At 42.6% G+C, this 21,222-nt stretch carries 17 protein-coding genes; 3 read left to right on the top strand and 14 right to left on the bottom strand.

The annotated features are described in order from the left end of the window. Positions 1-185 precede the first annotated feature (185 nt). Positions 186-734 (top strand): hypothetical protein, encoded by a 549-nt coding sequence (locus R7E78_RS04035; protein ID WP_005377712.1) that lies wholly within the window; start codon positions 186-188, stop codon positions 732-734. Between the two features lie 42 nt (positions 735-776). On the opposite strand, the gene R7E78_RS04040 is transcribed toward R7E78_RS04035, so the two are convergent. The 8 genes from R7E78_RS04040 to R7E78_RS04075 all read right to left on the bottom strand — a co-directional run bounded on the left by R7E78_RS04040 (position 777) and on the right by R7E78_RS04075 (position 11,422). Then, positions 777-2,999, bottom strand: a complete 2,223-nt coding sequence (locus R7E78_RS04040) for a TonB-dependent siderophore receptor (RefSeq protein WP_158173868.1) — start codon at positions 2,997-2,999, stop codon at positions 777-779. A 199-nt stretch (positions 3,000-3,198) separates the two neighbouring features. Beyond that, the gene (gene fhuB / locus R7E78_RS04045) at positions 3,199-5,175 is read right to left on the bottom strand and encodes a Fe(3+)-hydroxamate ABC transporter permease FhuB (RefSeq protein ID WP_258479889.1); all 1,977 of its coding nucleotides are present in this window, start codon (positions 5,173-5,175) and stop codon (positions 3,199-3,201) included. Beyond that, the gene (locus R7E78_RS04050) at positions 5,172-6,056 is read right to left on the bottom strand and encodes an iron-siderophore ABC transporter substrate-binding protein (RefSeq protein ID WP_047102208.1); all 885 of its coding nucleotides are present in this window, start codon (positions 6,054-6,056) and stop codon (positions 5,172-5,174) included. Before R7E78_RS04050 ends, fhuB begins: the two co-directional genes overlap by 4 nt. A gap of 11 nt (positions 6,057-6,067) precedes the next feature. Next, the gene (locus R7E78_RS04055; protein WP_005389081.1) at positions 6,068-6,832 is read right to left on the bottom strand and encodes an ABC transporter ATP-binding protein; all 765 of its coding nucleotides are present in this window, start codon (positions 6,830-6,832) and stop codon (positions 6,068-6,070) included. A 324-nt stretch (positions 6,833-7,156) separates the two neighbouring features. After that, on the bottom strand, positions 7,157-7,375 hold the full coding sequence (locus R7E78_RS04060) for a hypothetical protein (RefSeq protein ID WP_005377723.1): 219 nt from the start codon (positions 7,373-7,375) through the stop codon (positions 7,157-7,159). Positions 7,376-7,462: 87 nt separating this feature from the next. Beyond that, a complete protein-coding gene (locus R7E78_RS04065) occupies positions 7,463-8,587 on the bottom strand; it encodes an HD-GYP domain-containing protein (protein WP_115385952.1) in 1,125 nt (374 codons plus the stop codon). Between the two features lie 274 nt (positions 8,588-8,861). After that, positions 8,862-10,067, bottom strand: a complete 1,206-nt coding sequence (locus R7E78_RS04070) for an aromatic amino acid transport family protein (RefSeq protein ID WP_054701450.1) — start codon at positions 10,065-10,067, stop codon at positions 8,862-8,864. A gap of 161 nt (positions 10,068-10,228) precedes the next feature. Beyond that, positions 10,229-11,422, bottom strand: a complete 1,194-nt coding sequence (locus tag R7E78_RS04075; RefSeq protein ID WP_017634023.1) for an iron-containing alcohol dehydrogenase — start codon at positions 11,420-11,422, stop codon at positions 10,229-10,231. Positions 11,423-12,051: 629 nt separating this feature from the next. On the opposite strand from R7E78_RS04075, the gene R7E78_RS04080 reads away from it, so the two are divergent. After that, positions 12,052-13,317 carry an HD domain-containing phosphohydrolase gene (locus R7E78_RS04080; protein WP_213893821.1) on the top strand — a complete coding sequence of 422 codons (1,266 nt, stop codon included), beginning with the start codon at positions 12,052-12,054 and terminating at the stop codon, positions 13,315-13,317. 54 nt (positions 13,318-13,371) lie between these two features. Here the strand turns inward: R7E78_RS04080 and R7E78_RS04085 are convergent, their stop codons facing one another. Both R7E78_RS04085 and R7E78_RS04090 read right to left on the bottom strand, forming a co-directional pair. Beyond that, the gene (locus tag R7E78_RS04085) at positions 13,372-13,974 is read right to left on the bottom strand and encodes a 2OG-Fe(II) oxygenase (protein WP_213866549.1); all 603 of its coding nucleotides are present in this window, start codon (positions 13,972-13,974) and stop codon (positions 13,372-13,374) included. 160 nt (positions 13,975-14,134) lie between these two features. Further along, entirely contained in the window at positions 14,135-14,905 is a 771-nt protein-coding gene (locus R7E78_RS04090) for a TerC family protein (RefSeq protein ID WP_005377734.1), read from the bottom strand. A 411-nt stretch (positions 14,906-15,316) separates the two neighbouring features. Here R7E78_RS04090 and R7E78_RS04095 point away from each other — a divergent pair, with 411 nt between their 5' ends. Further along, positions 15,317-16,255 carry a LysR family transcriptional regulator gene (locus R7E78_RS04095; RefSeq protein ID WP_005377737.1) on the top strand — a complete coding sequence of 313 codons (939 nt, stop codon included), beginning with the start codon at positions 15,317-15,319 and terminating at the stop codon, positions 16,253-16,255. Between the two features lie 19 nt (positions 16,256-16,274). On the opposite strand, the gene R7E78_RS04100 is transcribed toward R7E78_RS04095, so the two are convergent. The 4 genes from R7E78_RS04100 to R7E78_RS04115 all read right to left on the bottom strand — a co-directional run bounded on the left by R7E78_RS04100 (position 16,275) and on the right by R7E78_RS04115 (position 20,977). Further along, entirely contained in the window at positions 16,275-17,156 is an 882-nt protein-coding gene (locus R7E78_RS04100) for a YjjW family glycine radical enzyme activase (RefSeq protein WP_318057673.1), read from the bottom strand. Between the two features lie 22 nt (positions 17,157-17,178). After that, entirely contained in the window at positions 17,179-18,723 is a 1,545-nt protein-coding gene (locus R7E78_RS04105; protein ID WP_318057674.1) for a YjjI family glycine radical enzyme, read from the bottom strand. A gap of 212 nt (positions 18,724-18,935) precedes the next feature. After that, entirely contained in the window at positions 18,936-19,559 is a 624-nt protein-coding gene (locus tag R7E78_RS04110; protein WP_025766704.1) for a LysE family translocator, read from the bottom strand. Positions 19,560-19,759: 200 nt separating this feature from the next. After that, a complete protein-coding gene (locus R7E78_RS04115; RefSeq protein WP_025766705.1) occupies positions 19,760-20,977 on the bottom strand; it encodes an HD-GYP domain-containing protein in 1,218 nt (405 codons plus the stop codon). Between the last annotated feature and the right edge of the window lie 245 nt (positions 20,978-21,222).

Below are 21,222 nucleotides of genomic sequence, written 5' to 3' on the forward strand. Positions count from 1 at the left end.
CCTTGTTAGCTTCCAATTTCTTCATAATGTGAACTAATTTTCTATTTCTTACCTATTATTGACATAACCCCTCGCTATATCACGCAAGGTCGTTGTAAAATCGTACGGTACTTAAGTCTACTGCCTGTGGCATTGGGCTGAATTCCGCTTTCTAATTATGCACATTAATCTCATGACACAAGTCCATGGACAAAGATAAGTTTACTAACATCTATCGCTTGCCTGGTTCGATTCAAATTCGTATCGGTAAATGGCAAAAGACGTTCCGCGGCACCTCTGATTTAGTTTTACATCAGGCGCTAATGGAGCGTAATAAGCAATTTAAGAAGCCAGACTTTTTACCTAAAGGCTGGTGTGTCACTCCTATTGATGAAAACGACATTACCATTACGCATCACGGTAAATATATCCAAACCGTTATGCGCACAATGCTGGACAGAAAGGTCTCATACAAGCGACTGTTCCTATCTCGAATGAGTCTCGAAGATGGTGAAAAAGTGCTCCACAATTACAAGCTGGAGTGGGTAAGAAAACATAACCAGATCGCCAAAAAGTACAATCAAATTAAAAAGAAACAATATATGAACTTTGCAAGAGAAGAAGAGGAAACCCTCTACCCTTCGATTCCAAAGGGTGAGTTTGACAAAACATTATGGAACAAACTTGTCGTATCATCGTTTGGTCCGCAGAAAAAGTACAAAAACCCGCACTTTGTCCGTAAAGCCGATTTCTAAATAAACACCCCTAAAGTTAGGGGTGTTTATTTATACGTTAACTCACCAGTCGTAAGTTAAACTTGCAATAACATTTTGTCGGTCGCCATACCAACAAAAGCCATCACATGTCGCTATGTACTTTTTATCCGCGATGTTTTTAGCTGCGACTTGTAACTTGTAATCGCCGATTCGATAACTGACCGTCGCATCCATTAAGAAATAACTTGGTACTTTTAGTCTCTCTTCATTGTCTCCGTATGACTCACCTGTATAGCGCGCGCCTAAGCCAACAGCAAAGCCATCAAGAGGTCCATCAAAGAAACGATAATGTGCCCAAGCTGATGATACGGTATTCGCCACTTGGGAAGGTGTTTTGCCAACCCATGCCTTATTGATGTCTTCTTTTATCTCTGCATCAACGTACGCAATGTTCCCGATCAATGTTAAGGATGGTGTCACATTAGCTACAGCTTCAAACTCAACGCCGTTATTTTCTATTTTTCCTATTTGCGTTAATTCACTCAAGTAGATACGAGCCAAGTTTTCTTTTGTTGCCCGATACGTTGCAATATTGAAATAACCATCAAATGAATCCGGTTGGTATTTCATACCGATTTCAAATTGATCACCGCTTTCAGGCTTCGCTGGCTTACCATTGCTGTCTTCTTGAATAATTGGATCAAAGTACTGAGAGTAACTAAAGTATGGCGTGAAGCCAGAATCAGAAATATAAGCCGTTCCCACGCTAAACGTCCACTCTCCATTATCGACTTTCGTGCGAGCACCCGTGGTAACATTATGTACTTCATTACTTGTATCGTCGTAACGTGCCCCCAATAACATCGCCCATTTATCGTTGATCAGCATATGATCTTGAAAGTAGACGCCGAGCTGCTGATTATCGATTTTCGTTCTTTGCTTATCGGTTTCGCTCAATGGTTGTAGCGTATTCGGATCGAGTAACATTATGTTATCCGAATAAGTAGGATTAAATACATTAAACCTAGGATCGGGCAAAGCTCCCATTGGTGTGTTTAATAATGCATTACCATTAGCAACGATAGGGTCATTGGCAAAATCTTTACCATCGATACTGATCATTTGAAAATCTATGCCCAACATCAAGTTATGCTCAACACTTCCCCAATTTACTTGGTGCATCAAACGATTATCGATATTAAAAGCATCAGATGACCCATCTTCTGTTGAAGCACCCCGAAGTATGGTTTTGCGTTCATTTGATGGGTCCAAAGCCGGCCCCAACGCAGGCACGTCAGCCGAGTAAACATACGAATACATTTGTCTTAGCTTAACATCCATTTCGCTGTAACGAGCTGCTTGAACAAATGAAGTGGTATCATTAAATGCATGAGAAAACTCATAGCCTAAAGACACCTGCTCACGCTCAAACGTCTCCCAGTTAGGATTGCCTATCGCTAAACTATCACTGATCTTTCCATTTTTGTTTGGCGTTAACGTTCCTTCAACTGGCAAAAATTGCAGATAAGGATCTGAGTCGTCTTTTTGATAGCTCGTTAGAAAGGTAATTTCAGACGTCTCATTAAATTTGTACGTCATCGATGGAGAGAGAAGAATGCGCTCTGCTTCTACCCCACTAATTCTCGTCCCATTTTTTCTCGCTAACCCTTGAAAGCGGAAAGCTAACTGCTCACTCACCTCAGAGTTTACGTCAAGAGAAAGTTGTTTACGGTCTTCAGAACCGTACTCCAAAGATACAAGTCCTGACCCCCCATCAAATTGAGGTCGCTTACTGACAACATTGATAACCCCACCTGGAGGGTTTTGCCCATAAAGAACAGACGCTGCACCACGTAAAACTTCAACCCTCTCTAACGCAAACGGATCTATTTGCCAACTATAGAAGCCAGAAGAATATAAACGGGTACCATCTTGATACAACCCGCTGTTCGCTTGTTTAAAACCACGAATAATAAACCAATCTTGCTTGTTATCTTCGCCGAAATAATTAGTTTGAATGCTTGGTGTGTACTGTAGTGCGTCAGAAATGCTAATAGAGGCACGATCATCCATTTGCTCTCTCGTAACAACAGACACCGCTCTTGGAGTCTCATTGATAGCAATATCAGTTTTCGTCGCTGCCCGACTCTTCGCTCCGAGATAACTAAAATCTGGACCAACTGCACTGTCTTGCTGCTGTCCAATCACAACTATATTTTCATCTTCCTGAGCCAAGACATTTGGCGTTGATACAGCTAATACAACCGCCATCGACGTTGGTGTCAGCATAAACTGCCGAGTCATATTCTCTCCTTTTTGTCGGCAGCCAAACCAACCCTTCATGACTTCAGCGACCGCTGAAAGAAAAGCGAGTTACGGCATCGCCAGTTGTTTCCGTAAAAGACAAACCAGAGGTTTTGCATAAAGCACTCGCATAGGTTACGAATGCCACTACGAGTGCTTATTTGTATAAGTACTTTCTTGGTTGAGGCTTAGCTCATTTCTATAAGCGGCGTAAACCCCACATTAAATACAAACCGCCAATGAGAGACGCCATAAGCCCTGTTGGTATTTCTTGCGGGTAAAGGATCTGTCGTCCCAACCAATCAGCCAACAACATCACCCCTGCCCCCAGTATCGCGGCGCATAACATGTGTTGTGACGCTTTGTTAAAACCAAATAAGCGAGCTAAATGCGGAGCCAACAACCCAACAAAGCTAATCGGGCCAACAACCAATGTCGCACTGACCGTGAGACAAGCAACTAAAAGAAGCAGTATTGCGCGTGAACGATCAACTCGAATTCCAAGTGCTTTAGAGGAAGCGGCACCGACAGGAAGAATATCTAGCCATCTTACGCAGAGAAAACTCAACCCTATAAAGACAAGCGCAGATAAAGACAATGGGAGTAACGTTTCAACCGAGACATAGTAGGTAGACCCAGACAACCAAGCCAATGCTTGATAACTTCTTGGGTCACCAGTGGCTAGAATAAAGCTCTGTATTGCATTCATCAGTGCGGTTATTGCAATACCAGTCAACAAAATACGCTCCGGCTGAAAGCCTGACTTACGGTTTAGCAGCACAATGACTAATACCGTCGCTAATGCGCCTACGAGCCCGCCTAGAGAAAGAGTGAAAATTGACGAACCAAACCCAGTAAACATCGCGATGATCAATCCCATCGCTGTCCCTGAACTGATACCGATCACTTCAGGACTTGCCATTGGGTTTCCACTTAGGCGTTGAATCATGGTTCCAGCAATCGCTAACATTGCCCCCGCAATTGCTGCTGCAAATAATCTAGGTGCGCGCCATTCCAAAAAAATCCAATTTTGGCTAGCAAATAAGTTTGTCCACCCTTCATTTTGCACAGCAACCGTGGCAAAAAGAACAACAGAAATTAACGTGCCGATCAACGCCAATGAGATCGCTTTAGGGTTTAGCTTGTAAACATGTTGACGGTGTCGAGTTAACACTGTTTGAGTATGGCTCTGCGTCTTTTGTGATAAACGAGGTAACAGCCATAACAGTAACGGAGCGCCCAGTGCAGCGGTTGCTGCTCCCGTTGGTATAAAACTCGCCATTAGCCCTGGCAGTTGCTGAATAACCAAATCGGTTAAAGTCAATAACATGGCACCAATCAGCATTGATACCCAAAGCTTATGCTGGATTTTATTGATACCTATCAATCGAGTAATCGCTGGCGCCGCTAACCCGATGAAACCGATGATTCCTACGGCAGAAACCACCCAAGAAGTGATTAACACCGCAAGCCCAAGACAGACAAAACGCAACTTAGCCAGCGAGACACCTAAACTCTTGGCACCTTGCTCGGAGAGTTCCAACAGACTTAACGGCTTTGCAATCACAAATGCAATGATCGTAGCAAGTGCGATTCGAGGGGCAAGATACGAGAAATCTCCCCATCCACTCTGAACAAGCGAACCGGCTCCCCATATCATTAAGCCATTCAGCTTTTCGGTATTCATCATCAGAATAACCGTACTTAATGATGCAAAGTACAGGTTTATCACTAACCCAGAAACAACGACAACCGTTGGAGATAACGCTCGTCGCCATGACAACAGCATCACCAACCCCATCGATATCACACCGCCGATGAGAGCAACCAAATTAGGCGCGATATCCAACATCCAAGGTGCGAATAGCGTAGCTAACATCAAAGCAAAACTTGAACCGCTCGCCACACCAAGTGTCGTGGGTGAAGCGAGAGGGTTACGCAGCACTTGCTGCATCAATACCCCAGCAATCGCTAATCCAGCACCAGATATAATCGTGGTGAAGACTCGAGGCCACCAGCTAAAGTGAAGTAAAACCGAATCTATAAATTGAAAGTTAGGCTCCCATAAACTGCTTAGAGCTAACGAAAATGAGCTTACTTGGTACAATTGGAAAGCACCAATAGAAAAGGTAAATGCCGAAAGTAACACCACAAAGCTTAAAGGCATCGTTTTCATTGTGTTAACTCCTCGACCTTACTCGCCGTAACTAACTCTGCGAAACGGAGGGCTGAAGGCATAGAACCAAAACTCCAAACGGGCGCGACTTGCATGACCTTTTCACCAGATTGTTGAACAACATATTGCCAAAATGGGTCTTGAGAGAGCTGCTCCGCTCCACCGTAAGGTAATGGCTCTACGATAACAATTTGAGCTTTTATGCCAGCTAACTTGTCGATGCCAACTAGGCTAAAGCCCCAGCTATTCGTCTTTTCATTCCATGCATTACTCAGCCCAATCTTTTCGATAGCCTGAGAGTAAAGACTATTTTGACCAAAAACACGTACGTGCTTTGTATCCATAAACTGAATCATTAGTAGTGGCGGCTGGCCTTTATTTATACGCTGTTTTAATAAAGTAAAACGTTTTTCATATTGTTGGATAAGCGCCTCTGCTTCCGCCTCTCTTCCCAGCTCTTCACCAAACCTCCGAGTGAAACTGGTAAGTACCGACCAATCTGTAATCCCGCTTTCATATAAGTCAATGGTGGTAACCGGGGCGATATCAACTAAGTGATGCTTCATTGAGGAGAAGTACGGGGCAATAAAAATACGATCAGGTCTGAGCTCGTAAATGCGCTCTATATTGGGTTGAGTCCTTAACCCTACATCCTTTGTTTGAGGTGGTAACGGTGGTGACTTTACCCAAGCATCGTAATCTTGCCCTTGAGCAACGCCTACAGGTACGACCCCTAAAGCCAACATCGTTTCAGTTTGTGTCCAATCAACCGACATCACCCGAGGTGATGCGTCAGCTAGTGCTTGAAAAGAACTGACCAAAAGCGCACTAAGTGAGAGAGCGAAAGAGAAATGTTTAAGTCGAGTGTTTGTACTGCTCATTATTCCAACCTTTAGCTTGGCATCGCCACCGGATAACCCGCAGGGTGGTCAGAGATCATCATCTCTATCCCATATATGTCCCTCAACTTAGGTTCAGTAAACACCTGTTCAACATTGCCTTGTGCAATCAAATCACCTTGATGTAATGCAACGATGTAGTCGCAAAATCGTGCAGCCAAGTTGATATCGTGTAATACGATAATAACGCCCAAACCCAGTTCTTGACTGAGTTTAGAGATAAGCTTCAACATATCTACTTGATGGCTGATATCTAGCGCAGACAAAGGCTCATCAAGAAGCAAATACTCGGTTTTTTGGGCTAACAGCATAGCTAGCCACACACGTTGACGCTCTCCTCCAGATAACGTGTCCACTAAGCGATCTGCGTATTTTAGTGTGCCTGTCATCGCCATTGCTTCTTCAACAATGTCGTGATCTTTCTTACTCAAACGTCCAAGTAAACCATGCCATGGATAACGACCAAAACCGACTAAATCTCGACCTAAAATACTGTCGGTCACCGGAAGATGCTGAGGCAAGTAAGCAATATGTTGGGCGAATTTTTTCGCTGAGAGATCGTTAATGCTCGTTCCATGCAGAACCACGTCACCAGCTGTGTATTGCTGTTGCTGTGCCAGCAACTTTAACAATGTGGATTTTCCTGAACCATTGTGTCCAACAAGGGCGTATGTTTTTCCGGGTTCAAATGTCACATCAAACGCTTTTAGCAATGACTTGCCTTCAATCTCAAACTGGAGTGCTTTAGCTTCCAACATCCCTACTTCACCTAATAGCCATTTACGAATAACAGTTATTCAAAGCTCTCATTCGTTGATCACGTTTGCCGTTCTTATTCAACAGAACGATTAATAAGGGAGGTTTTATATAACAACAAAGATACAAATGCAAACCGTTGTCATTATCATTACATAAACAAGATCATTGAGAGAATTGCTAAGTGTTAGTGATAATTTGCTCTGCTGAACTTCATTAGTAAATTATAGGCAGGTCAACGAGAGCAGCGGTCTCCCACTGCTCTCGCATAAATTTGAACGAATACTGCAGCGTATGAAGAAATGAAAAATGCCGCAGTGAATACATTAATGACGAGCGTCAGCGCCAAACTCTACTTCTTTATAGATATCGGCCAGCGACTTTTTACCTTGTTTGTCTTTGGCTGAACGCTTTTTCTTAGTTTGATAATGGTATTCTTGCTCCTGAAGTGCTTGTTCGTGCTCTTTTGCTGACTCAACAAACTCAGGATTTGCAAGTGCTTGTTGGCGTAAGCGGTTTACTCTTTCAAGGGTTTCCCACAACATACTTCACCTCCAAACTTATTACTGTATATAAAAACAGTATTGTTTAAATATTCCTCCTCGTCAACATTTCAACTTTGTTACTGCTCTTCACATTAACCCCAAGCCTGTATAGTGCTCGGGATATTTGTGGATGATTTGCTTTATATAACCTTGATGCTCTCGCAGAGCATCAACACATTCTCGAGATAACCACCCCTGATATACCCATTTTTCAAGTTCTAACAATGCGTATGGGATGGACCACGCTTGTCTATACGGATGGTGCGTTGTCATAAAATCAAAGGCATTCGCGGCAGCCGTAATTTGGGCGACTATTGGTATATCATCATTGGTTAAACCATAAGGATAACCAGTGCCATTTAAATTTTCGTACTGATAAATAATCATCTGCAAAAACAAAGTCACACTCGGGTGAACCGGATTTCCGATACGGGCAACTATGTCATCCGCTGAATCGATACAACGCTCAATATGTTGAATCAATATCGCCTCTTGTTCTTGAGAGTAATTTGTTCGGCGGCTAGCAATTTCAACTGGCAGCTGACTATCACCGAGCGCATGGAACTGAGCAAAAATACCAATATCTTCGACCATTTCGTCATTCAGGTGATAACGATCCGCTAACTGCGTTGCGATAATTTGACTGTAGTACTTCATGCGTTTGGTATGCGCGTAATACTCAGGTGAATAGCCTGGCATCATACATTGCATTCGGTTCGCTAGCGTTTCTATCGCATTGACTACTTGAGTTTCTGATTCAACCGCAAATCGAATCATTTCGAAATAAGGTTTAAGACCATTCAGCGCTTCTAAACTAAACGCATCACGTTGAGTGGAGTTCAAAAATACAAAACCAGTAAAAGCTTTATTGTCATAACAAGGAATAGCAGCCGACGACTGATATCCGTGTTTGAGTAAAATTTGAACCCGAGGACAGTGATTAATATCATGAAGGTCTTCGACGATACGAGGAACCGCGTTTTTAGAGGCAATATTGAGGTGGTGGAGTTTACGGAATGCTGATTCGTGATGGGCTAAACACCAAGTGTCGAACTCACTTTCTGCAAATGATTTGAGCACATCTTGGTCTGGGTGATATTTTGCAAATGACACCCTATCAATACATGGCAAGTGCGCCTGCATCCTGCCTTTTAGCGTTTGCAGTTGCTCGTTAAGCGGTTTTGCAAACGGGTAAAAACTCCGGTGCGCCATGCTTCACCTCCACACCAAAGCAGAGAAACAAGAAAAGCTCATTGTGTTGCAAATTCAATGGTATTTTGAGCGGTTTTCTCCACTTAAATTATCGATATACCACAACTTAAGTGTACGAAATAAAAGCACATTTCTACCAATTTTTTCACCGGATATCTTACGGTAATTTGATCCAGATTAAAAAAGCCAACGAGCGAAACTCGTTGGCCTAACAATACTGATTGATTACGATGGACTCAGTAACTAGAAGTTATTCAAAGAACGTTCTAAACAACTAGCCTAGAGCAGGAAGCACACCCAGCGTAATTAACACCTGAGCGAATACGATGCCAGTGCCAGCGATGCCCGTTATCACTAACGCACCTTGACCACCTGCGACGCGGTACTCCCCAGTAAAATCATCCGATTTACGAACCTTGATCACCATAACCAAAGGCAAAAAGATGGCTAAAATCGCTAAGGCAATCGCTGCATAGCCCAAAGCCATAATAAAGCCTTGAGGATAGAAAAGTGCGAAGCCTAGCGGTGGAGTAAACGTCACTAGTGCCGCAATCAAACGATTAGGCTTATCGTTACTTCCTTTGATGGTATCACCCAAAAATTCGAATAGACCCAAACTCACACCAAGGAACGATGTCAACAATGCCAAGTCAGCAAACACACCAACAATGCTACCCAAATTTGATTGGTGTACTGTCTGAGATAGTTGACCAATCAGTGCGCTCAACCCTCCGTTCTCAACAAGCGTACTTTGGCTAACCACACCCAACGTCACGATTTGCCAAAAGATATAAATAACGAGTGGAATCGTCGAACCAATAATAACGGCTTTGCGTAAAGAAGAAGTGTCACCGTCTAAGTAACTCACAATTGCAGGTATACTTCCGTGGAAACCAAACGAAGTAAAGATCACCGGAATCGCCGCTACAACAAGGCCTTGTTCGATTGGCATACTTAACAAGTAAGATTCCGTAACGTTTGGAGCAAGAAAAGAAAGCACCGCAACCATTGCAATGAGCTTCATCGCGAACAGAACTCGGTTTACTTTATCGACCGTACCGGTACCCACTGTCACAACTAAAGTCACAATCAAGGTAAAGATTATCGTTGATGTAGGCCCTGAAATATCGAGGTCAAACCATTGTGCAAGGCGGTCTCCGAACTGAGCACCACCGCCAGCGATATACGCTGCACATAATGAGTAGAAAAGAAACAACATCGCAAAACTTGCCACCCACTTGCCTTTTTGACCTAGGATCTGTTTCGCCAAAGTATGAAGTGTAGCACTACTCTCCGCATGTTGATGAAGCTCAAGCATAAGCAAGGCAGTGAAAGCCATCAGAGCCCATAAACCTAGCATGATGATAATAGAAGTTGAAAAACCAATGCCGGCAGAGGCAAGTGGAAGCGCTAGCATACCAGCGCCTATTGTAGTGCCCGCAATAATTAGCGTACTACCGAATACTTTAGAACGACTCATTGTATATTAATCTTTACACTTTATTAGAAATTATCAGTATTAGATCGGGCAACGGCGGACCGAAACCAACACCATATTTGTATTGCCGTCGATATTGTAGGATCTTTAGCAGAAGATCAAGCAAAGTGTAAGGATAAAAAACCACACATGTAAACTATAACTTACACCTTACTGATATTTAACAATAACTGTGTGCATTCTTCCCTGTTCATGAACTTGGGAACAGGGTAATTCCAGTGCGCCTCTTTCAGAATTAAATCAACAAGCGCATCAGCATCTTCACGTTGAATGAGCGCACTGGTTTGCTCAATATCAATAGTTGAAAACAAGGACTCCAGATTCGCCAAAAAATGCTGAGCACTTGCGTTACCTAACTGCCCCTCGGCCGTCAACTCATCGAGCTTTCTTAGTTGAGGCTCAATCTCTGATAATGAAAAGCGCAGCACAGGCAACAAGGCTAATCCGTTTGCCATACCATGAGGTATTCCATATCTCGCACCGAATGTGTGAGCAAAGGCATGAACATAACCCAAACTCGCTTTGGTAAATGCTAAACCCGCGTAATAGGATGCCATAGCCATTTTATGACGAGCTTCGACATCATCCCCTTGCATCACAGCCCTAGGAAGATATTTAAAAATGAGTTTAATAGCGGCAACCGAATAAGCCATCGTTTCTTGAGTAGCGTTTTTCGATACATAGGCCTCAATAGCGTGGGTTAATGCATCAACGCCAGTATCAGCCGTGATCTTAGGAGGTAAACCAATCATTAAATTCGCATCTAAAGCTGCCATTAGTGGCACCAACTTTGGATCCATTAAAGGGGTTTTAATGTGTGAGGAGGGATCTGACACGACCGCAGCGATAGTAACTTCACTTCCGGTTCCAGCCGTTGTTGGAATAGCAAAAAGCGGCGCTGGCATTCGCCATACCTTCAATAGTCCAGCTAATTTTTTTATTGGCCGTTTATTGGTAACTTTCGCAGCGATGACTTTTGCACAATCCATTGCAGAGCCGCCACCCAAAGCTAATATGCCCTCACAATGAAAACGATGATAAGCCTCTAGACCGCTCTCAACCTGATCATAGGTAGGATCGGGCTTAACTTGCGAGAAAACATCTAACTGTAAATCGAGTTGTGCTGCTGCCTCAAGCACCTTATCTACAATACCGACTTGGACTAACCCTTCGTCGGTAACTAACAAAACGCGTTTAAATCCCAGCTCGGTCATCGATTCTAATAGCTCATTCATCGAACCAGGGCCGGAAAACAAGGTTGGTCTCGGCATAGGAAGGATATGGGCTGCAATTTTTAACCCAGCGGTGTAACTCCGGTATAAACGATGCTTCAACATACGAAATCCTTTTCATTTAGAGCTATCATTCTAGCTACTTTTACTACCTATGCTTACTTTGCAATCACACATTTTCAATAAACTTATCTCACTAAAAGGGCTAGCATCGCTGGGAAACCGTACCATTTTATTATCTTTCCTCAACGACATGAGCTACAGAGAAAATGTTTTCAACGACGCTCTATTGTCATGTAGTTAACAAGCTTCTTTCCCTATTACTCTGTTAGTTACAGAGCGAGCCTCGAAGAAGTCTTCTTATTTTTTGCCTTCAAAAGCAACAATATGAATTCTGTTAATCACACATCAATACCGTGTGTCTCTGGTTGAGCCCGAGCACGATTTACAAAAATAAAAATAAGAATGCGTTACATCATGATTTATTGTCGTTTTCAAATAAGTCAACAAGAGCAACAATAATCTTTCAAAACTTATACTTAGTTCAAATATCTGACTCTTAACCATGAGCTTCAGGTGATATTATTATGCAACTAGGATTATTATCCCGCCCATAATCAAAACTATGTCTAAACGCCCACCTTTTTGGGGTCTATTCGCTGTCGTACCCAATTTTTCCTATCACCTTCTGATTTGGGTTTAGCGTGGGCTAATTAGCAATGTCGGTATAAACCATGAATCATTCTTGCCATTCCCATACGGACATGGGCTTTGAAGTCGATCTGAAACAAGCACTTATCTGGGTTGCTCGAGCACTCGACTATGTAGGTGTTGATGATACGCACCATAGCCACCGTGTCGCTTACATCGCTTACCAATGTGCTCGGGTCATGAACTGGGAACCAGAAAAAGCGGAGTTTTGCTACTTCGCAGGGATGATCCACGATTGTGGGGTCTCCGAAACACAAGAACATAAAATGTTACTTGAGGAGTTGGTGCCACAAGATGTAAAAACACATTGCTTAAGAGGATACCGAAGCCTCAAGCAGTGTCGTTTGTTGCGTCAGTTTGCGACACCTGTTCTTTACCACCATACACATTGGAGTGAACTAAAATATCTTGATTTACCGCCTTTTGAAAAAGAGGTCGCTGCCCTACTCTATTTAGCCGATCGTCTCGATTTTATGCGTTCCAAATACGTCATGAACTGCCACTGTGACATTGTCACACTTCATGAAGAACTAATTGCAGAATGCATCATGGCAAACGCTGGAACTTTGTTTAATCCAGACATGGCTAAGGCAATGGTTAAGCTCGTTATGACCGACGCATTTTGGTTCGCGATGGAGTCTGAAAATATAGAAACCATCGGATTAAACTTTAAAAGCATTGATTGGCTTCAAAAACAGCTCACCATCCAAGATATGAATAGTTTGGGCATGTTTATCGCTCGAATTGTTGACGCAAAAAGCCCATTTACTTATCAACATTCGCAAAAAGTGGCGGAGTTATCTCGGTATCTAGCCATCAAGCTTGGGCTCTGTGAGCACGACCAAGAGATGTTATTTATTGCTGGGTTGGTGCATGATATCGGAAAGTTAAAAACACCAGATGAGATTCTTCATAAAGAAGGCTCTCTTAATAAACAAGAGTATACGCGTATTAAACGCCATACAATTGATACTCAGCTCGCATTACACAAAGTGTTTCCCAACGCTAAAATAGCGGAGTGGGCCTCTAATCATCACGAGCGTTTGGACGGTTCTGGCTATCCTTATCATAAAACAGGAGACGAACTCGATGTACCATCGCGTATTGTCGCGGTTGCCGATGTTTTTCAAGCTCTGTCTCAGGACCGTCCCTACCGAGGACGAATGGCTCAAGCACAAATCGCCGCGATTATGGGCGAGCAAGTCGCTAAACAAGAACTTTGTTCTGACGTCTATGCAGTGCTAGAGCGAAACATGACCGAGTGTTACGAGCTATCAACTAATGTTTAATCGATAAAGGGCGTATCTACGCCCTTTGCTGATTTTATGCTGGTTGCAAACCAATCATTTTGCAATATCAAGTACATTGTCTCGCACACCATTGATTCTGAACCAACCTGCAATGCTGAACCGCTCTGCGTTGGTCGGTAAAACCTCATGCGGGAATTGCTCAGATAAGAATAAAAGTAAGCGTCCTGATTGAGGAGGGATGGTTGCTATCTTATTATCATTTAGATCGTAAACCACCAATTCACCTGCATCCTTTTCCGTCCAAGATTCGTTCATGTAAAAAACGGTTGTCAATCGACGGTTTTCATTGCCCTTAAAACAATCTAGATGCTTTTGGTAGAAATCCCCTTCCTCGTACTTGGCAAAGTGAGCTTCATACTCAAAAAGTCCCAGAAACAAGTGACGGTTCACTTCTTGGCGTATTTCTTCCATCTTATCTAAGTAAGAAGTAACCGCGTGCCCCATATTGGGCGACAACCATTGAATTTTGTCACTTCGAATTGATTCAATACGAGTCACATCGTCATTACGACCAATACGCGCTTTTTTCCAGTTACTTGGAATGCAGTCTCGCAATTGATCCACTTCTAGTTCAGAAAGAAAATCATCCCAGATGTAGTAGCCATGGGTTGCTAACGCATCGATCATTTTATCCATTATTGTCGTTCACTCATATTAGTTGGGCGGTCTATATAAAAAATCTTCAACCCCACAACAAATGCGATTTTTTGTCGAAACGACAACAAAATAAAAAGAGAGTAAAAATAGGTGATGACAAATATAAAAATGCCGCTCATATGAGCGGCAATATCTTTTATTATTGACGAGCTTCTAATCTGGTTGGATGAACTCGCAACGGACTAAGACGTTTAATAGTCGGGCGTTGTTTGTTTTTTAACTGGATATGACAAAGTTCCAGAATTAAGCCGAATGCCATCGCAAAATACACATAACCTTTGTTGATATGAATTTCGAAGCCTTCTGCCATCAATAAACCACCTAACAAAACGAGGAATAACAAAGCAAGTGTCTTAAAACCAGGGTAACACGACACCAGGTTATTGATTTTTTCTGCTGTCATGACCATCACGATAGCAGAAGAAACAATCGCTGCGACCATAAGTGGGACATCACTTGTCAAACCAACGGCGGTTATCACCGAGTCCATCGAGAATACAGCATCCACGGCAACAATCTGCAACAGAACTACCGCTAAACCAGTACGGGCGTGAGTTGAGTGAGCAGACTCGTTGTGATTTAACCAACTCCACAACTCTTTCAGGCTTTTAGCCAAGAGGAATGCACCACCCGCAATCATGATGACGTCTCTTCCGGTAAACGCTTGGTTCGCCAAAGAAAATAGCGGTTGAGTCAATTGCATGATCCAAGAGATTGAAAACACTAAACCAATACGAGCAATAACAGCAAGACCAATACCAAGGTTTCTTGCCAGCTTACGTTGGTGCAGCGGCAGTCTTTCACATAAGACAGAGATAAAAACGACGTTATCAACGCCTAAGACAACTTCAAGCGCAAACAAAGTGGCGAAAATAGCCCAAGCTTCTGGTTGCATAAAAAGTTCTAGCATGAGCATGTCTCCAATAATAAGAAGACATATGGTGAAGGGTTTTGTCGACTAAAGGGGTCGTCCATTAATTATTTATACCTTTGTTACTGAGGGATCATGAGTAAATCACCAAACAATCAACAAAACAATATCTATTTTAATTAACAAGGAACAAGTTTAATTCGTGTACAAATCAATCAACTCCTCCAAACTGATTAAAATTACATAGAAGCTTTAGAATTGAATAAATGAAAGCATTAAAGTCCAACAAAACTAAGATAAATTTCTAGACTTATAAGCACCATCAATCCTTATGCAACCCATTAAATGCATTGAGCTCAAAGAGAAACAGGCGTATTTCCGAGATAAACAATAGTAAAAATTTGTTTCATGCTGATATACTGCCAAAAATCATAAGAAACCATGCTATTTATGGACTACATTGCTCTTTCGCGTATAAGCCTTAAACATCTAACTGTTTTACATATGTTGTTAACCACTCACAGCGTCACACTTGCGGCAGAACGCTTGTGTGTAACACCGTCGAGCGTCAGTAAAACGCTCGGACAGTTGCGCGAAACGCTAAAGGATGACCTTTTTTACCGTGATGGCACTCGCTTAGTGCCGACAGCATTTGCGCTGCATATAGGCCCATCAATCCATGGCATACTCTCCAGTATGAATGGGTTATTACATCAAGGCTCTTTTAACCCGGCTTACTATCAAGGTAGTTTTTCATTAGCAATGCGTGAAAGTTCGTTTGAGCTCTTTGCGCCAGTTCTACAGCACTTGTCCCAACAACTGAGTAACCACGCGCACTTGAATGTCCATGCGAAAGAGGAAATGAGCTTCGATGCATTAGCAAGAGGTCAAGTGGATTTTTTGTTGCTTCCTCACGATCTCAGCCAACCACCCACACAAAATAAAGACTTGGTCTGGAAAACCATTTTGAAAGACGAAATGGTTTGCTTAATGAGAGCATCGAACCCACTCGCTGAGCAACCCTTATCTGTTGAAAGTTACCTTTGTGCAAGACACATCGGTATTCATGATAAAGATCTGTCACAACCTTATTTTGAGCAAAATCTCACCCAAAGGCATTCAAAGCGAAACTTGGCCATGCGTGTAGCCGACTTTGGTTCAGCTGCGGTGATGTGTCAGCACTCGGATTACTTGTTCACATGCTCCAAGCTTTGGGCAAGAGCGGCAATGCAAGCAAAAGGTTTGGTTGAACAAGCTCTTCCATTCGATTACGGGCAAGTAGCCTACAGCCTCGTTTGGAACAAAGCGAGCTTAAACGATCCCGCTTTAAAATGGTTACAGCAACAATTACTCGACGCTTGCGCCATGTTAGATGCCTGTGATGCGTAAGCATAGATAAACAACAGTACTACGTGAGTACTGTCGGCACGGTGATAGGGTTACTCACGTAGCATCGAAGCTCTGATTTTAAGCGTTCGATATCATGATGAGAGCACATATCCCAAGTTAATGCCTCCCCCATTACTCCGTGATGCTGAAAGGCATTTAAACGGATAAGCACCGATTCAGGAAGAGTACTCAAGTAACGTCCAATTGCTACGATTTCTATATCTAAATCACTTTTTTGGGGAATATGCAGTAAGCGGACCTCGTACAATTTTTCGTGTTCAACTAGGTATTGAAGGGTTTTAAATACACGATGATTATCACGCCCAGTTAGCCACTGATGCGTCTCCGTCTGCCACGCTTTCAAATCGATCATTGCGCCATCCAGAAAAGGTAGAATACGCTGCCAACCAGCAACCGCTAAAGAACCGTTACTGTCGATGAAACAAGAGAGGTGCCGTAATTCAGGATCTTGTTTTATCCCTTTAAACAGCTCAATAATGAAAGGAAGTTGTAAGGTAGATTCCCCACCGGATACTGTAACACCACTGATGAAAAAGCGATGCTTGCGTATCAAATCGAGCATTGTTACTACAGAGTAGTCAGTAATTTTTGGATTAGATTGGTTCTGACATATCTCTATACAATGATCGCAGTGGGTGCACTCCTCTTTAAGCCAAACAACGTTGTTGTTTTCGTCGAACTTCAATGCGCCTGCTGAACATTCACTCACACACTCACCACAATGATTACAATGGTTTATCGTGTGAGGATTGTGGCAGTTCAAACACTGATAGTTACAACCCTGTAGAAAGATGACTAGACGAATTCCTGGCCCATCAACACAAGAGAAAGGAAGGATACGAGTGACTTTTGCCAAAAGGCTTCCACTTCGTCTAGACATCTTGTTCTTTCCTAAACCGAACTTATGCCTGCGTGTAAGTCGGTGTTACTTCATGACTCACCACACGTGGTGAGCGTTCTAAAATTTTGGTATTTTTTGCTGCTTCTGCACCTAGAAACGTCGTGTTGGTTCTCGAACCTTCTTCATCATATTTCGCGACGTCTGAAAGTTTGATCATGTAGCCTGTCACGCGAATTAAGTCATTTGAAGTGACATTCGCGGTAAACTCACGATAACCAGCATTTAGTGCCCCTTTACATAAATTGAACATCGCTTCTGGGTTAGATTTCACCGTTTCATCAATCGTCAAAATATCGCTGATACCCGCACGATAATGCTGATGATGCTTCGCCGTTGCTTGTACATAAGTGACAGGGTCTGGCTCTGCACCATAAGGCAGACGTACACCTGGCGTAACATCATGATCTAAGCTAATGCCGCCTTGTGCATGTAAGAGCGCTTTGCCATCTAAACCATATTTCACCGGGGTTGAGTCCACCAGTTTAGCCAGTGTTGCTGAAACATCATGAGCAAAAGTATTTGCTCGATCATTTTTTCCGTATCGCCCTATTTGCCCTTCTTTTTCAAATAGAAGGTTTACCGCTTCGGCCATGCCGTAAACGCCATACATTGGCGCGAAATAGGACTCTTTTATCAACCCTTCTTGCGTCAAAAAGCCTTGAAAGAAGTTCGATTTTTCATGCAAGTGCGTGCTTCTTGCGTTTATGAGCTCGACCATTAATCGATGGTAAGAAGGCAACGCACTGTTTAAGAAGTCGTTACAGTCTGATGCTCGTTTTGCAACTTCTTTTAAATTCATTCGCACCAATGTGTTCGAGCCACCTGCTAATGGAAGCGAGTTGTAGCAACTTACAATACCAAAGCGTGAGCCGTTGTAGGCTTTCGCGTGCATTGGGTAATTGGCAATATGCGGTTTACTGCATTCACAAATGTTCTGTGTCGCTTGACGAAGTAAATCATCAGGTGTAACTGTCTCGTCGTACATAAAGGTGAGATTCGGTGCGATCTGCTTGAGCTCCGCATCTACTTTTAAAACAGTGCGACAAATAATGTTGTCTGTCGGTCCGACATTCACATGCATAAACGCATCTGGCAATGTGCGATCCAGCATGATCCAAAAATGTTTTAACTTTTTGTAAATCTGGCTCTCTGTTAGGTCGCCTATGTAAGGCAACAAGACATCATCTAACTGGCCTAAGTAAACCGGAATGTTCGTTACCGAAGGAACATGATGGTAAATGATGGTCAGCATGTTCAACGCATCATCGAAATCATCAGCCGGAGACAACTCTAAATAGTCTGAGCCTTGCGATAGAAATTTAGCGTAATCAGGCAACACATAGCGAGGTTTAAACGGTGCATGACCTTCAAACATATCGCAGATGATGCCTTCATCCATTGCTTGTCTCAGTGATGAGGATACGGTCATGTAAGGAATGCACGCTTCAGCCTCTAAAGCTAAAAAACTCGACTTCTGTTTTGGAGAAAGACGGACGTCGGTCGCGATATCTAGAAAACGTTGTTGTAGTTTAGAAAGGCTTGTCATCTAAGATATTCCTACAAAGTAACCACAAGCCCACAAGACAAAATACGAGCTCTATCCCTAAAGAGTAACGTGATTTTACTCCTGCTTGGCTGTTGCCACTAATGAAAATAAACAAAACGTCTATTTCCATTCTGGAAATAAGACAAAGCTAAATTAGCGCATTCCAACTTACTATATGGGAAAACCTAACTGCGTACCGAAGTCTGTCTTATTTATCGGTTTGCCGTCGACAACATCACGCCTGCACCAATAAATACTCCACCAGTCAAACGATTGAACAACTTCGCTCTTCCAGCGACAAACAACCAATCGGAGGCTTTTACCCCTAACAATGCATAAAATGTTAGCCAGCTAAGCTCAAAAACCACAAATGTAGACGCGAAAATCGCGTATTGAGACAGTAGCGGTGCGGAAGGTTCTATGAATTGAGGAAACAAAGCGGTGAAAAAGACTATCGCTTTGGGATTACTAGCGCCAACAATGAAACCACTAGTGAACGCGCTAAACGCTGTCGCGGAACTTTGAGTCGTTGCCGTTTTATTAAAATCTGTCTGAGATGAGCGCAACGCTTGAATACCTAACCAGATTAAATAAGCGGCGCCACACCATTTGATAATATTAAAAACTAACTCAGATGAAGCAATGACAACTCCCAGCCCGGTAAATGAGAGCGTAAGGATGATCGTAATCGCAGACAAACTGCCAAGCGCAGTCATGAAAGCAATACGAAACCCACTACTCACTCCTTTACTCAAACACAACAGTGAGCTTGGTCCTGGTGAAGCTGTGAGCACGAGAATGGCAAGAGTGTAAAAAATCCATGTATCTATTTGCATTGGCATCCCTTCCAGCAAAATGAGGTTTATAGCCCATTGTGTAGAACTATTTTATCGCCCGGTTTCTATCCATGAAGCCGAGGTCTTAATAACCATCTTGCATCTAAATAACTTAGAAAAAATTAATAGATCGTTATGCAAATAAAATACGATCTACATGCAAGGATGTAAAGCCTGTTGTATAAGCTTATCTATTTCTCTTAATCATAAAAAGGCTTAGGATCGATCTCTAACGATGAAGGCGCGATCGCTCTTTCAATTTTGTACGCACTCGTTTTTAAATCCACCATCGTGACATCAATGTATCGTTTATACTTGCGGGAGTAGAAACATTTCACTTCTGGCTTTAATGCTTGAGATTCATTTGAAGACCAAACAATACCAACACGCCCATCGTTCAACTCGACAATAGAGCCTACGGGGTACATCCCAATGCAATTAATGAATTTGTAAACTAAGTCTGCGTCTAAATGAAATGGCGTTAGACTCAACAAGATTTTAAACGCTTCGGCAGAACTCATGCCTTTTTTGTAACAGCGATCAGCCGTTAGCGCATCGTAGATATCTACAATACAGCTCATACGGCCGTGAATTGGAATCTCCTCCCCCTTCAAGCCTCTAGGATAACCATTGCCATCTAACTTCTCGTGGTGCATCAAACAAACATCACGGCTTACGTCACTAAGTCCTTTTACGTGAAGGATTATCTCACCTGCGAACACTTGATGTAGCTTCATATGTTCAAATTCTTCAGGCGTTAGCTTCGCTGGCTTGTGCAAGATCTTATCATCGACTTTAATTTTACCTACATCATGAATAATGCCACCTACAGCAAGCTGTTTTAGCGTTGGCTTATCCAAGCCCAAGTACTTACCGAATGACACTAAAAGACAAGCGACATTGACGGAGTGTTCCAATAAGTAAGAGTCTTTTTTTCGGAGTGCAGAGACACACTGCAACGCATCTGAGTCAATCAAAACACTTTCAATGACATCGTCAGCCCAAGCTTCTACTTCATCAACTTCAATGATTTTTCCTTCAAAAGTTTGATTCAATAGTTTCTGCGCCAAATCTTTTGCTTCAGCGATCAGCTTTTTGGCTCGCTTGTGTTGGATGTCTCTCGAACGATAAGTTCGTTGACCCCTCTTAAAATCTGAGTGTTTCTGCTCTCTCGTCTCTTTAGTGGCATCAGTTGATTCATCTACAGGCTTGAAGACACACTGCTGCGAAGATAATGTTTGATCTACCCAAACATACTTTACGCCACTTGTAGCAAGCTTCTTAATGCCTTCAGGGCTAGATATCCGCCCTGCATTGGCTAAATTGACGCGCTTGTTGTGCTCTATCGCGGTAACAAACATACCAACGCCGATATCAGCGAGCGCAATTTTGATTGAATTTTTCGGATCGTACTGCATATAAAGAAGGCTTACTCGATATTAACGTCCGCATTATAAGAGATTTGATTACTTGGCGTGATAATAAATTTGAATTGATTACAATTAATGAGCATCCTGTCAATTAATAATCGGTCGCGCTCATTAAGTCCTTTTTGTTATTATGGTTTTATCCAAGATAACATATATACAAATGACGTTAGAAAACAACACATTGATACCGACACAACTGAAAATAACTTTAGGATAATTATTCATAAATATTT

It is taken from the genome of Vibrio sp. YT-19(2023) (assembly GCF_033337395.1).

Bases quoted from the DNA above. Each gene is read 5' to 3' on its own strand.
- R7E78_RS04090 (WP_005377734.1), bottom strand. From the start codon at position 14,905: ATGCTAGAACTTTTTATGCAACCAGAAGCTTGGGCTATTTTCGCCACT.
- fhuB (WP_258479889.1), bottom strand. From the start codon at position 5,175: ATGAAAACGATGCCTTTAAGCTTTGTGGTGTTACTTTCGGCATTTACC.
- R7E78_RS04105 (WP_318057674.1), bottom strand. From the start codon at position 18,723: ATGACAAGCCTTTCTAAACTACAACAACGTTTTCTAGATATCGCGACC.
- R7E78_RS04050 (WP_047102208.1), bottom strand. From the start codon at position 6,056: ATGAGCAGTACAAACACTCGACTTAAACATTTCTCTTTCGCTCTCTCA.
- R7E78_RS04085 (WP_213866549.1), bottom strand. From the start codon at position 13,974: ATGGATAAAATGATCGATGCGTTAGCAACCCATGGCTACTACATCTGG.
- R7E78_RS04095 (WP_005377737.1), top strand. From the start codon at position 15,317: ATGGACTACATTGCTCTTTCGCGTATAAGCCTTAAACATCTAACTGTT.
- R7E78_RS04115 (WP_025766705.1), bottom strand. From the start codon at position 20,977: ATGCAGTACGATCCGAAAAATTCAATCAAAATTGCGCTCGCTGATATC.
- R7E78_RS04035 (WP_005377712.1), top strand. From the start codon at position 186: ATGGACAAAGATAAGTTTACTAACATCTATCGCTTGCCTGGTTCGATT.
- R7E78_RS04080 (WP_213893821.1), top strand. From the start codon at position 12,052: ATGAATCATTCTTGCCATTCCCATACGGACATGGGCTTTGAAGTCGAT.
- R7E78_RS04070 (WP_054701450.1), bottom strand. From the start codon at position 10,067: ATGAGTCGTTCTAAAGTATTCGGTAGTACGCTAATTATTGCGGGCACT.
- R7E78_RS04075 (WP_017634023.1), bottom strand. From the start codon at position 11,422: ATGTTGAAGCATCGTTTATACCGGAGTTACACCGCTGGGTTAAAAATT.
- R7E78_RS04040 (WP_158173868.1), bottom strand. From the start codon at position 2,999: ATGACTCGGCAGTTTATGCTGACACCAACGTCGATGGCGGTTGTATTA.
- R7E78_RS04055 (WP_005389081.1), bottom strand. From the start codon at position 6,832: ATGTTGGAAGCTAAAGCACTCCAGTTTGAGATTGAAGGCAAGTCATTG.
- R7E78_RS04100 (WP_318057673.1), bottom strand. From the start codon at position 17,156: ATGTCTAGACGAAGTGGAAGCCTTTTGGCAAAAGTCACTCGTATCCTT.
- R7E78_RS04110 (WP_025766704.1), bottom strand. From the start codon at position 19,559: ATGCAAATAGATACATGGATTTTTTACACTCTTGCCATTCTCGTGCTC.
- R7E78_RS04065 (WP_115385952.1), bottom strand. From the start codon at position 8,587: ATGGCGCACCGGAGTTTTTACCCGTTTGCAAAACCGCTTAACGAGCAA.
- R7E78_RS04060 (WP_005377723.1), bottom strand. From the start codon at position 7,375: ATGTTGTGGGAAACCCTTGAAAGAGTAAACCGCTTACGCCAACAAGCA.